At 46.3% G+C, this 12,611-nt stretch carries 10 protein-coding genes; 8 read left to right on the forward strand and 2 right to left on the reverse strand.

Annotation, left to right across the window (positions count from 1 at the left end; genetic code table 11):
* Positions 1–46: 46 nt before the first annotated feature.
* Positions 47–217, forward strand: a complete 171-nt coding sequence (locus IEY13_RS08855; RefSeq protein WP_188951623.1) for a hypothetical protein — start codon at positions 47–49, stop codon at positions 215–217.
* A 306-nt stretch (positions 218–523) separates the two neighbouring features.
* On the opposite strand, the gene IEY13_RS08860 is transcribed toward IEY13_RS08855, so the two are convergent.
* Together IEY13_RS08860 and IEY13_RS08865 are read right to left on the reverse strand one after the other, a co-directional pair.
* Positions 524–2,989, reverse strand: a complete 2,466-nt coding sequence (locus IEY13_RS08860) for a TonB-dependent receptor (RefSeq protein WP_188951624.1) — start codon at positions 2,987–2,989, stop codon at positions 524–526.
* 104 nt (positions 2,990–3,093) lie between these two features.
* Positions 3,094–4,038 (reverse strand): DUF3078 domain-containing protein, encoded by a 945-nt coding sequence (locus IEY13_RS08865; RefSeq protein WP_229687797.1) that lies wholly within the window; start codon positions 4,036–4,038, stop codon positions 3,094–3,096.
* A 134-nt stretch (positions 4,039–4,172) separates the two neighbouring features.
* Here IEY13_RS08865 and miaB point away from each other — a divergent pair, with 134 nt between their 5' ends.
* The 7 genes from miaB to IEY13_RS08900 all read left to right on the forward strand — a co-directional run bounded on the left by miaB (position 4,173) and on the right by IEY13_RS08900 (position 12,600).
* Positions 4,173–5,615, forward strand: coding sequence for a tRNA (N6-isopentenyl adenosine(37)-C2)-methylthiotransferase MiaB (gene miaB, locus IEY13_RS08870; RefSeq protein ID WP_188952663.1), 1,443 nt, complete (start codon positions 4,173–4,175; stop codon positions 5,613–5,615).
* A gap of 16 nt (positions 5,616–5,631) precedes the next feature.
* The gene (locus IEY13_RS08875) at positions 5,632–6,930 is read left to right on the forward strand and encodes a sigma-54 interaction domain-containing protein (RefSeq protein WP_188951625.1); all 1,299 of its coding nucleotides are present in this window, start codon (positions 5,632–5,634) and stop codon (positions 6,928–6,930) included.
* 57 nt (positions 6,931–6,987) lie between these two features.
* Complete coding sequence (lptE, locus tag IEY13_RS08880; protein ID WP_229687798.1) at positions 6,988–7,539, forward strand: LPS assembly lipoprotein LptE; 552 nt, start codon at positions 6,988–6,990, stop codon at positions 7,537–7,539.
* Between the two features lie 63 nt (positions 7,540–7,602).
* Positions 7,603–10,143 carry a DUF8458 domain-containing protein gene (locus IEY13_RS08885; protein WP_188951626.1) on the forward strand — a complete coding sequence of 847 codons (2,541 nt, stop codon included), beginning with the start codon at positions 7,603–7,605 and terminating at the stop codon, positions 10,141–10,143.
* A 32-nt stretch (positions 10,144–10,175) separates the two neighbouring features.
* The gene (gene secG / locus IEY13_RS08890) at positions 10,176–10,517 is read left to right on the forward strand and encodes a preprotein translocase subunit SecG (protein ID WP_188951627.1); all 342 of its coding nucleotides are present in this window, start codon (positions 10,176–10,178) and stop codon (positions 10,515–10,517) included.
* Between the two features lie 104 nt (positions 10,518–10,621).
* Positions 10,622–11,641 carry an endolytic transglycosylase MltG gene (gene mltG / locus IEY13_RS08895; protein ID WP_188951628.1) on the forward strand — a complete coding sequence of 340 codons (1,020 nt, stop codon included), beginning with the start codon at positions 10,622–10,624 and terminating at the stop codon, positions 11,639–11,641.
* Positions 11,638–12,600, forward strand: coding sequence for a YihY/virulence factor BrkB family protein (locus IEY13_RS08900; protein ID WP_188951629.1), 963 nt, complete (start codon positions 11,638–11,640; stop codon positions 12,598–12,600). Before mltG ends, IEY13_RS08900 begins: the two co-directional genes overlap by 4 nt.
* The last annotated feature ends 11 nt before the right edge of the window (positions 12,601–12,611 follow it).

Genomic DNA, 12,611 nt, shown 5'->3' on the forward strand with positions numbered 1-12,611 from the left:
AGGATTCTGATATCTTTTTTTGCTAACTTTACTAAAAGCATTTCTGATGAACACATTAGTTATCGATAATAAATCATACGTTGTAGTTCCGGAAGAAGATTACAGAGAACTGCAAAAAAAAGCTGCGTTAAAAACAAAATCTGAAAAAGTCTTATCCCTTGAAGAAGCGAAAGCCTACTCTAAAAAACTGATTAGAAAGTGGGCAAGCGACAAATAACCATTAAAGAGTCTGCCGCTGAAAGTATTGCCGCCATAGCTTTTTTTATAGAATCACATGGACTAATAGCTACAGCTGAAAAATTTACCGACGCCATATACGACTATTTAATACAAATTGCTGATTCACGGAAACGTTATGCCATTTGTCGGGAACCTGGCAGAGCACTTATAGGATATAAATGCATTTCCTATAAGAAGAAATATACAATAGTCCTCCTTGAGTCAGATACAGAAGTTTTAATCTGTGAATTTCAGCTTTCCAAAAATATACACTGGTAGCCTTTTTCTTATTAGGTGAAAGGCCCTAAATGCCTCTCACCCTATCTACTGCTGCCTTCATTTCTTTATCACTCACTTTCTTCTGCACCATTCTGTTCAACTGATACGTAAACGACAACCGGAAGTTACGGGTTACCGTACTGCGGAAACTCTCCAGATAGTAGTTACTGCCGTAAGTATAGGTTGTGTTCTTCAACGTAGAAAACGGATCAATCACATTCAGCTGCACTATCAGTCGTTTTTCAAAAAACTTATGCTGTACGCCCAGGTTCAGTGAGATATTACTTTTAGAGCGGCCCTGCGGATCGGCGTAGGTGTTATAGCGGGCATTACCTTCAAAGCGCAGTACTGAAGTTGGATTATAGCTGTAGTTAAAGGAAGAAGTGAACGAACCTCCATCCCGGTATTTATACAACGTTTTACCTATTTCGTCATATACATTATAGCTATAGCTCACACTGGCGTTTACCCGTAACTGACGGCTGATGGTGTAACCACCCCATAAACCTGATTCATATTCTTTACGCGCGCTGATGTTACGGTAGGTGGTTTCGGTTTTACCATCATCTACCAGCGTGCGGATGCTGTTGATTACATCCTTTACCTGATTAAAGCCCAGTGAACCATTGATATAGTATTTGCCCTTAATCCAGCTGATGTTCCAGTCAAAATTATCCGCCAGTGAGGCGTCCAGATAAGGATTACCATAGCGCAGGTTATAAGGGTCGCCGTAGTCTATGTTGGGGTTTAACTCGCCCATGCCTGGTCTGCGTATAGAAGCCCGGTATACCAATGCCGTGTTAAGTGTGCGGTCAAACTCCTTACGCAGCGTAAGGTTGGGCAGATAGTTCCAGTAAGAATGAGTTACCGGTAGTGTATTGCCCCTTCTGAAATCAAAATCAAAACTGGTATATTCTGCCTGTACTCCACCAATCAGTTTCCATTCGGCAGGAAAAGCCAGTGTAAAGCCGCCACGTACGGTAAATATGCGCTGGCCGTAAGTAAAGTCATTGCTCAGCCCTGCATTGTCAACAAAGCTACTGTCTGATTTACGGAGAAAACGGGTGTCCAGCAGGTTATGATACCTGCTATCGCTCCAGGTAGCACCTGTGGTAATAGAAGAGCGCTCATTAAACATCGGCTTGTTGTAATCTACCCGTATGTTGTAATTATTATTGGTATTGCGGCTGTTCTGTTGCTGTAACGAATCGTTGCCCGAAGGGGTAAGATCGGTATTCAGGTAGCGCTGAAAAAAAGTGCGGTTGTTGGTATTCCGGTTCAGGTTACCACCGGCAATGATGCGCAGTTTTTCGGCCGTATTGCTGCCTTTATGGGTGTAGCTGAGGTTAAAGCCGTGTCCGGTATTATTGCTGGCGGTAGCGTTATCGCGCGTACTGGCACGGGTAACCACTTTGCCGGCGCTCAGGTTGGTGTACTGGGTGGTGCTGTTATTGTCCACATCACTCAGGTTGCCCTGATATACCACATTCAACAGGTTTCGCTTGTCCAGTTCATAATCTACCTGTAACCTTACATTAGGGCGCAGGTTTTTACTGGATGAGCTGCCATCTGTATTCAGGTAGTTGGAGGAGTCAGCATACATATTCTCCCGGCGGGAATAGCTGGTGCTATTGAATTTACTACCCGCCACACCCGCAATACCTGTAAAAGAAAAACCTTTGTTGCGGTAAGAGAGATTGCCGGAAAGGTTGCCCTCGTTGCGGCTGCCTATAGCCAGTGTGGTTTTACCCACCCAGCCAATGCGGCCTTTTTTGGTAACAATATTAATTACGCCACCCTGTTCGGTAGCATATTCCGGCGGCGGGTTCAGCATCAGTTCTACCTTTTCAATGGAACCGCCGGGCAGGCTTTCCAGTAAGTCCTGCAATTGCTCAGCACTTAAATCTACCGGCTTGTCATCAATCAATATTTTAGGCTCCTTGCCCCGCAGCAGCATTTTACCGTTAGGGTCGCTGCTTACCAGCGGCATGTTTTTTAATATCTCTGCTGTGGAAGAACCATTGCTTAACGCACTCTCCCCTACGTTATAGGTAATTTTGCCATCCGTATTTTCTATCAGCGGCTTCTCCGCATAAACTATTACTTCCGATAAAGCGGAAGCACTGGTACCCAGCTTAATATCGCCCAGATTAAAGTCGAATCGCTCTTCACGTACATGAATGCTGTCCATTACCAATGGTGAATAACCAATGGCATTTACTTTTAACCGGTAATAGCCAAATGCTATTTTATCCAGCTCAAAAGAGCCGTTTTTATCGCTCACCACACTTTTCTGCTGCAACGTATCCGCCATCAGTTGCAGGCGCACGGTAGCATAGGTAACCGGTGTTTTGTTCACCGTATCTACCAGGTTGCCTACAATAAGGCCCACATTTTTCTTTTTGGAAGAAGCAGTGGTTTCGGTTTCAGGCTGCTGGGCATAAGCACCCGACACGCACAAACAAAAAGCGAATGGCAAAGTAAATCTCACACAACTACGTTTAAAGGTTGAGATCCCGTTGTGCAGCAAATACGGTGCATGCTATCATGTACTATGATAGTGCTGTACGGTGGGCGGGTTAAGCCTGATAACGGTTACTGATGTGCCACCGGGGCCAGTTTGTAAAGGAAGCCAATACCCACCAGGCTTTTCACCTGCAATGCGGGGCTATCCTTTGTTTTTCCAAACAGTTTTACATCATCATCGTAAATCATGTCCAGGTTATAGGTGGCCGAGAGGTATTTATTGATCTTGAAAGTAAAATAATTGGTCAGATACAAGTCAATATTCCAGGGGTTATTCTTGTAATCAGAGAACAAATCCATCCTTCCACGGTAAGACACGTTTTTTGCAATGTCTTTGGAGTAGTTAATAGATGAAAACGCACCCAACGCATTAATAGCCCTTCTACCTTTTGGTACCCCATATAACCCCAGCTCAGCCAGCCGTTTACTGGCAACAATAGTTGCACGGGATGTTAATGGTGATAGAAAGACTGAAAAATTGGGCAGAGGTTTATAGTCCATACCCAAAGAAAATAAAACATAGGCCGGAGAAAGGAAAGTAGAGGCCAGTTTGTTATCAGAATACCCGTCAAAAAACTGAGAACGGAAGTTAAAAAGTCCTGATAAAAAGAATCTTTTAAGGCTATCTATCTGAAAACCGTATTTGGATAGGTAATCTAACCGGTCGTCGTTTTTCCGGCTGCCCGAACTGGAAGTTTGAATATACCCGAAATACATATCTACGTTATTATCCCAGCTATGCTTCCCCTTTTTAAAGTACATGAAATAATTTACGTAGCTGTTAAAGGCCATAGAAAAGTTATCTCCCCCGGCTGCCCAGTTACTCAGCGAGCCTTGCGAAAGGTTCAGGTTGAATTGCCCCCCTCTTTTCCACTTCCAGCTGCTGGTATCTTTGGCGTCGTGTGTAATGGTGCGGAACACCTCTGTAGGCAGCGTACGCACAATCATATCCTGTGCAGAAGCCCAAAATGAACACAATACACCTAAAACGGGTAAGATTTTAAATTTCATCATGTTTGCGAACGGGGGAATAAAAGGCTTGCAAATATAGCTTCCGCAACCAAAAAAAAACTGTTAACAAACTGCCAAACTGACACTTCCGCTCTTTTCATTACTTTTGCGTTTCAACCAAATGTAAGAGAATGGAAATGTTGGATTTAACTGCAAAAGTTCATGACGAAAGCCGCCAGGGTGAAGCCTATGCTCCTTTTGTTAATGACCCCACCTTGTACAGGAAAAAATTCTACATAGAAAGTTATGGTTGCCAGATGAATTTCAGCGATAGTGAAATAGTGGCCTCTATATTAAATACCGAGGGATACGGTGCTACCCGCAATGCGGAGGAAGCCGATCTGGTGTTATTGAATACCTGTTCTATCCGCGAAAAGGCAGAACAAACCGTTCGCAAACGCCTTACCGAATTCCGTAAAGCCAAGGAAAACAAACCCGGCCTGCTGGTAGGGGTATTGGGCTGTATGGCAGAACGTTTGAAAGCCAAATTTCTGGAAGAAGAGAAACTGGTAGATATGGTAGTAGGCCCAGATGCCTACCGCAGCCTGCCCGGCCTGATTGAAGAAGCCGAAACCGGCCAGCGCTCTGTAAACGTGTTACTGAGCCGCGACGAAACCTACGCCGATATTTCTCCCATACGCCTGGAAAGCAACGGCATTTCTGCCTTTGTATCTATTATGCGTGGTTGTAATAATATGTGCAGCTTTTGCGTAGTGCCTTTTACCCGTGGCCGCGAGCGCAGCCGCGATGCTTTTTCTATTGTAGCCGAAGCACAGGATTTGTTTAACCGTGGTTTTAAAGAGGTTACCCTGTTAGGACAGAACGTAGACAGCTACTACTGGGTAAATGAAGCTGCTGAAGCCACCACCCAAAACGCCACTGGCGATGCTATTACTTTTGGCCGCCTGCTGGAAATGGTAGCGCTTATCAGCCCCGATCTGCGGGTACGTTTCAGTACCTCCCATCCTAAAGACATTACAGAAGAAGTACTTACCACCATGGCTAAGTACGAGAATATCTGTAAATACATACACCTGCCGGTGCAAAGCGGTAACACCCGCATTCTGCAACTGATGAACCGTACGTATACCCGCGAATGGTATATGGCCAAGATTGATCAGATTAAGCAGATTATGCCGGACTGTGGTATCAGCTCCGATGTAATAACCGGTTTTTGCACCGAAACAGAGGAAGAGCATCAGGATACCTTATCTATTATGGAGTATAGCCAGTATGATATGAGCTATATGTTCTTTTACAGCGAGCGCCCGGGTACCCTGGCTGCACGCCGTTATAAGGATGATGTTCCGGAAGAAGTAAAAAAACGCAGGTTAACCGAAATAGTAAATCTGCAGAACCGCCTCTCCCGCGAGAGCAATGAACGCGACCTGGGCCAGACCTTTAAGGTATTGATTGAAGGGGATAGCAAGAGAAGTGATAGGGACTGGATGGGACGTAACAGCCGCAACAAGGTAGTGGTATTTCCTAAAGGAGATGCCGGTTATAAAAAAGGCGACTACGTAATGGTAACCGTTACCGGTAGCACACAGGCTACCCTGCTGGGACATATTCAAAAGTGACCTTTAACTTTTTAGCATGGATGTACAGAGCATTAAGAACAGATTTGGCATTATAGGCAACTCACCGGCTTTAAACCATGCACTCAACGTGGCTACCCAGGTAGCAGTAACCGACCTGAGTGTACTGATTGTGGGCGAAAGCGGTGTAGGTAAAGAGGCGTTTTCACAAATCATACATGCATTATCCGCACGTAAGCATAATTCATTTATAGCCGTTAACTGCGGCGCTATACCCGAAGGCACCATCGATTCGGAATTATTCGGCCACGAAAAAGGCGCTTTTACCGGAGCGGTAGACAGCCGTAAAGGCTATTTTGAAACCGTAAATGGTGGTACCATTTTTCTGGATGAGATTGGCGAAATGCCCATTGGCACCCAGGCACGCCTGCTGCGCGTACTGGAAACCGGCGAATTTATCCGCGTAGGTTCTTCCAAAGTACAGAAAACCGATGTACGGGTAATTGCCGCCACCAACCGCGAACTGCTGGAATTTACCCAGAACGGAAAGTTTCGCGAAGACTTATATTATCGTTTAAGCACCGTACCTATACGGGTACCGGCCCTGAAAGACCGCAGGGAAGATATTCCTCTGCTATTCAGAAAGTTTGTGGTGGACTTTGCAGAACGCTATAAAACCAACCCCGTTCAGCTGGATGAAGAAGCCCGCAATCTGCTGGTGAACTACCCCTGGCCGGGCAACGTAAGGGAACTGAAGAATATAGCGGAGCAGGTTTCGGTATTAAGCAAAACACCTGTGCTGAACGCGGTAGAAATGCGCCAGTTTCTGCCCGAAAAAAACCAGAACCGATTACCGGTACTGGCTGCCGCACAGGGAAGTACAGGTGGAGAGTTTGCCAACGAACGGGAAATACTGTACAAGCTGTTCTTTGATATGAAAAAGGACGTTACCGAACTGAAAAAGATGTTTCTGGAAATTTTACAGAACCCCAGTATGGCAGGTAATGTAGCCAGTTACACCAAAGAATCGCTGATGAACGACTACGCAGCCGGCCATACAACCGATTTGCCTGCTGCCGTATTTCAGTCGCCGGCTATTTCCAGCCCGGTAGCACAGTCTGCCATGATACCAGCCTCTTCCCACCCGGTAATACTGCCGCACGACCATCACGACGATGAAATTCATCATCATGAAGAAGTAGAAGAATCGCTGAATATACTGGACAAGGAAAAAGAACTGATAGTGAAGGCATTGAAGAAACACAAAGGCAAACGTAAAGATGCGGCTACCGACCTGGGCATCAGTGAGCGCACTTTGTACCGGAAACTGAAAGAATATAATATTGAAGACCTGTAATGTCGTTTTGTAGTTGTTAGTTTGCAGCTGAGAGTAGTAACCGATTAATAAAAGCAGATGAATCAATCCCCCAACAAAAAAACCTTCATTGGCAAAATGCGCCTGGCATTGCTGCCGGTAGCCTTTACGCTTCTATTATTAACCACCCTGCTCCCCTCCTGTGGTGTGTATACCTTCCGGGATGTGTCTATCGACTATAACAAAATCAAGACTATTAAAATAAGTCTGCTCGAAAACAAGGCCCGTTATGTGAATGCCCAGCTGGCCCCCCTGGTAACAGACGCTTTTACCCAGAAAGTGGGTAATTATACCAAACTTACCCGTACCCAGAACGATGATGCGCACTACCAGGTAAGCGGACAAATAACCAATTATAATGTAATCACCTCCGGTATATCCGGCCAGCAGGCCGCCACCAACCGTTTAACAGTTGGCGCGCATATTGTATTTAAAAATACTGTTGACAACAAAACTCAGGAGTTTGACATCAGCCGCGATTTTGATTTTGCAGCCTCTCTTTCCCTCCAGCAGGCAGAAGGAAGTCTGATGAACGAGATAGTGAAAAACATGTCAGATGAAATTTTCAACCGGATTTTTTCAAACTGGTAACAGGTAAATAGTATTTTCATGCGTCGAAAACCTGGCGCCTCTTAAAAACAATTATTATTGCGGATGAATCTGGTAGAAGATAAAATAGTGCATTTGCTTACGGGCAAGCCTAACCTGGGTCAGGTTACGGTAGACGAGTTATTGGCCATTACAGACGAGCAACCGTTTTTTTCAGTAGCACAATTACTGCTTACACAGAAAATGAAGCAGGTAAACCATCCTGGTTTTACCCACCAGCTACAGAAAACGGCGCTGTTTTTCCCCAACACCTTCTGGTTAGATCAACATTTACAGGCGCAACCCGATGCCGGCTATAACCAGCCTGCTCCCGCTCCTGCTAATACATATACTCCGCCACCGGCTTACACACCGGCACCAGCGGCAACACCATCTTATACACCACCGCCACCGGTTGAAGCACCAAAGCCTGCTTCTTTTGAGAGCAACCCGTATGCCCCTCCCGGCTACACGCCTGCCCCTGAAGTGGGTAGCGCTGCTTCCGTACAGAATCAGCCCTGGTACAACAATCCGGATTTTCATAAAGAGCCTGCTTTTCCTGCGGCGTCAACACCCGCACCAGAAGTACCGGCAACACCTGCCGCACCTGCACCGTCAGTATCCATTAATGACTCTTATGCAGCTTATCTGCCACAGCAGGATGTATTGTCTAAAGTAAGCGGCAACACGCCTCCGGCCACTCCGCCTGCTGCTACGCCACCGGCATATACACCAGATGCAGGTTACACACCCGCATCTTCGTATACGCCCGGAACTTCCTATACACCGGAATCATCTTATAACCCGGCGTCTTCTTATACGCCTGGCTCGTCGTATGCACCGGAAACGTCAAAGGCACCGGAATCTCCGTATGCTCCGGCAGCGTCCCATACATCGTCTGATGCAGCTTATACGCCCGCGTCTTCTTACACGCCCGGTTCTTCCTATACGCCAGAATCATCCTATACGCCGGGCGCTTCCTATACGCCTTCCGATTCATATAACCCTGCTCAGCCTACCCCGCCTGCTGCAACACCGGCACCGGAGTCTGCATCTGAGCAGTCTAAAACATACGAGCCCTGGTATACCAACCCGGCTTACCAGCAACCGGCAGAAACGCCGGCACCATCGCAGGCAACTCCCGCAGCATCGTCTGTTAACGACGCCTATTCTGCATACCTGCCACAAGGTTTTTCTGCACCGGCACCAGCCCCTGCAGAAACTCCGGCACCTGCCCAGCCGTCGTATACGCCTCCATCATCTGTAAATGATTACGCGCCGCCGCCAACAATAGACCGTTATACGCCGTCTGAGCAGTCATACGCACCAGCGTCTTCTTATACCCCGGCTGACAATAGTGAATATTCGCAGGCTCCAACCATGGACCGCTATGCGCCTGCTGAACCGGAAAACCGTTTTACGCCGCCGCCTGTTACCCCTGCTCCTTTACCGGAACCGGTAGCAGAGCAGCCTAAGGTATATGATCCCTGGTATACCAACCCCATATACCAGCAGCCATACCAGGACACAGCAGAAAGCACTCAGCCCGCAGCAGAGCCGGAAACAGCTTTACCTGCGCCTGAAGCCACCTTACCTGTAGCAGACAGCACTGTTACAACAGTAACTGAAGCTGTGCCTGAAACTACAATAGCTACCCCGGAGGTTACAGAAACCCCGGAAGCAGCAGTTGCAGAAACAGCACCCGCTACAGAAGCAACCAGCGCGCCTGAGAGCATTGAAGTAATAGCCCAACAGGAAGAACCGGTTGCTGCTACTGCTTATCCTGCCCCGGCAGAGCCGGTACAGGAAGCATCTCCTGCTGTTGAATCTGCTACAGACGCAGAACAGTATGGCGCATCTGGCCCTTATCGTTTATCGAGACCTCCGGTAATAGAGGTAACAGATGAAACATCTGTAGCCAGACCGGAATCTATAAATATTGTGGAGCTGGCAGAATCAGCTTCCGCTGCTCCTGAAGCACCTGTTGCTGAAACTTCTGTTACAGAAGCACCAGCAGCTTCAACAGATCAGGATTATGCCGCCGCTGGTATTGTAGAAGTAACTTCCAATTCTTCAGACAATCTGCCACCGCTGGACGACAATACAGACGGACCAGAGCAACCCGGTACAGAAGAAAGTAATTTCTCTCCTTCCCGTCTGTCAGAAATGCTATCCTCTTCGGCTGCTTCCTTCAAAAAGCCGGTAGACAATGCTGCTAAGCTGCCTTTTGGTCTGGAGCCATATATGATTGACTACTTCGCCTCTCAGGGTATTGACCTGGAAGAAGTACTTGAAGCCGCTTCAGACGATACACTGGGTAAAAAAGTAAGGAAGTTTACTGACTGGTTGCGTCAGATGCGTCGTATTAACCCGCATCCGAACGATCTGGGTACCGACCCTGGTAAAGAGCAGGAAGTAAAGGGTATTGCCGCCCTTTCTATAGAAGCCAGAGAAATTCTTACCGAATCTATGGCAGATGTACTGGTAAAACAGGGCAAACACGATAAAGCAATTCAGTTGTATTCTAAATTAAGTTTTTTGAATCCGGCTAAAACTGCTTATTTTGCCTCCAAAATAATAGAAACAAGCAAGCTGAGTGGAAAATAAGAAGCGCCCTCTGCTTAAAACAACCTTTTTTTATGACAATTCTTTTTTTCATTCTTATTGTACTGGCCTCTGTAATCCTGGGCTTTATTGTGTTGGTGCAGAATCCGAAAGGTGGTGGCTTGTCCGGTAATATTGCCGGTATCAGCAACCAGTTTATGGGCGTAAAACAAACTACAGACGTACTGGAAAAAGGTACCTGGCTGTTTGCGGCTATTATTGGTATTCTTTGCCTGGTATCTGTTGTATTTATGAAAGGTTCAACTTCTGCAACAGATAGCTCTATTCTGCAGAAAGTGAACACTACAACCAGTGCTCCTGCGGCTCAACCTGCTACACCTGCTCCGGCAGCTGGAGGCGACAGCGCAAACCAGTAACGAAAACTTACAGATAAATATTTATAGACCCTGTCTGTGTAAAGCAGACAGGGTTTTTTATTATATTGGCCTCCCTAAAAATCCCCACCTAACCAATCTTATTTATGAAAAAGTTTTTCGCCTTTTTATTCATTTTGTTGCTGCTGGCAGCTGGTATTACCGGCTGGTTGTTTTTTACTTCCGCAACACAATTTGATGAAAAGAGTAAGTACGTACTCGTATATGAAAAGGCAACTGCACAGCAGGAAGTAACACAACAGCTGGAAGAAAAACAGCTGGTACGCAACGTTAGCCTGTTTAACGCACTGGCTGCCCGTCTGGATGTATGGCAGAAGATAAAACCCGGACGCTTTGAAATAACCAAAGGGCAAAGCCTGTTCTCCATTCTTCGCATGCTTCGCAATAACAGGCAGGTACCTGCACGCCTGGTAATTAATAAGCTGAGAACCCGTGAAGATCTGGCCCGTGTTATTGGCAAAAACTTCCGGGTAGATTCGGCTACTGCTATCCGCTTTCTCAACAGTAACGACTCATTACAGGCTTTTGGTGTAGATACCAATACCGTAATGACGCTGGTAATACCCGACACTTATGTGCTTAACTGGAGCACCCCCCTGGATAAAATACTGGCCCGTTTACTGGCAGAACAGGCGCAATTCTGGACCTCAGAACGCCGCCAGAAAGCTACTAATCAAAACCTGACCACCGAACAGGTGTATACGCTGGCTTCTATTGTGGAAGAAGAAACCAATGCCAACCAGGAAAAAGGTAAAATTGCCAGCGTGTACATGAACCGCATTGCCAAAGGCATGAACCTGGGCGCAGACCCTACCGTTAAGTTTGCACTGAAAGATTTTGCTATACGCCGCATCAGCAACGAACATACACAGGTGGTTTCTCCCTACAACACCTACCGTAACAAAGGATTACCTCCAGGCCCCATTTGTACCCCTTCTAAAATTACCATTGATGCTGTGCTGGATGCCCCCCGTACTGAATACCTGTTTTTTGTGGCCAGTGCCGAAATGAATGGCACTCACCACTTCAGCGCTACTTACGCAGAGCACCTTGACTATGCAAAAGCTTATCACAAAGGATTAGACCAAAGAGGTATCAAAAGATGATTAAACTACAGCGTATTATATTAAACACAAAGCCTGTTGTATATGTAAAAAACAAAACACGCCGTACCATATTACCCGGTATGGAAGGGCTTCCTTTGTATGATGTAATGCGCTATTTTTTTAAACAGGTAAACAAAATGAACCTGAGCGAACGGGCAGCAGCTATTTCGTATAACTTTATCATGGCTATCCCTGCTGCCTGTATCTTTCTGTTCACCTTACTACCCTACCTGCCGGTATCAAAACTGATTTCGCAGGAGTTATTCCGGTTTGTGCGCGATCTTACCCCCAACCGCGAAACCCGTACCTTAGTAATTACTTTTCTGGACGACTTCTTCAACAAGCCCAAAACCGGCTTGTTGTCGGTTGGTTTTATACTGGCCATTTTTTATTCCTCCAACGCGGTTATGGGCATTATACGCACCTTTGACCGCTCGTTGCCACACCGCTATAAAAGCAACTTTATAAACAAGCGCCTGCGGGCCATGCGGCTTACCACCCTGGTTATTTTTCTTATTCTGGGCACGCTGTTAATATCACTGGGCCAGGGCACGCTGTTCCGCTTTATTATGCACAGCCTTAACATTACCAGCGAAGCAGTAAAATGGCTGATACGCAGCCTGCGCTGGGTAGTAATTGTGTTTCTGTTTCTCTACGGCATTGGAATTATTTACCGTTACGCCCCATCAGTAAAAAAACGCTGGAAAATTTTGTCGCCCGGTGCTTTTTTCGCTACCTTTTTAACCATTTTGGTAACGTATGGCTTTTCCGTATGGGTGCAGAACTTCTCCAATTACAACAAAGTATATGGTTCTATTGGTACGTTGCTGATTATTATGTTACTGGTGTTTCTGAACTCCCTCATTCTGCTGATTGGCTTTGAATTGAACGTGAGCATTACGCTGCTGAAGGCAGCCACCATAAAACAGGCAAACAAGCAAACTGAAACAATAAACTAAAAATAAGATAC

It is taken from the genome of Filimonas zeae (assembly GCF_014641615.1).
Taxonomy (GTDB): domain Bacteria; phylum Bacteroidota; class Bacteroidia; order Chitinophagales; family Chitinophagaceae; genus Filimonas; species Filimonas zeae.

Coding starts and splice junctions, on each gene's coding strand:
- IEY13_RS08855 (WP_188951623.1), top strand. CDS start 47: ATGAACACATTAGTTATCGATAATAAATCATACGTTGTAGTTCCGGAA.
- IEY13_RS08865 (WP_229687797.1), bottom strand. CDS start 4,038: ATGATGAAATTTAAAATCTTACCCGTTTTAGGTGTATTGTGTTCATTT.
- miaB (WP_188952663.1), top strand. CDS start 4,173: ATGTTGGATTTAACTGCAAAAGTTCATGACGAAAGCCGCCAGGGTGAA.
- IEY13_RS08875 (WP_188951625.1), top strand. CDS start 5,632: ATGGATGTACAGAGCATTAAGAACAGATTTGGCATTATAGGCAACTCA.
- lptE (WP_229687798.1), top strand. CDS start 6,988: ATGAATCAATCCCCCAACAAAAAAACCTTCATTGGCAAAATGCGCCTG.
- IEY13_RS08885 (WP_188951626.1), top strand. CDS start 7,603: ATGAATCTGGTAGAAGATAAAATAGTGCATTTGCTTACGGGCAAGCCT.
- secG (WP_188951627.1), top strand. CDS start 10,176: ATGACAATTCTTTTTTTCATTCTTATTGTACTGGCCTCTGTAATCCTG.
- mltG (WP_188951628.1), top strand. CDS start 10,622: ATGAAAAAGTTTTTCGCCTTTTTATTCATTTTGTTGCTGCTGGCAGCT.
- IEY13_RS08900 (WP_188951629.1), top strand. CDS start 11,638: ATGATTAAACTACAGCGTATTATATTAAACACAAAGCCTGTTGTATAT.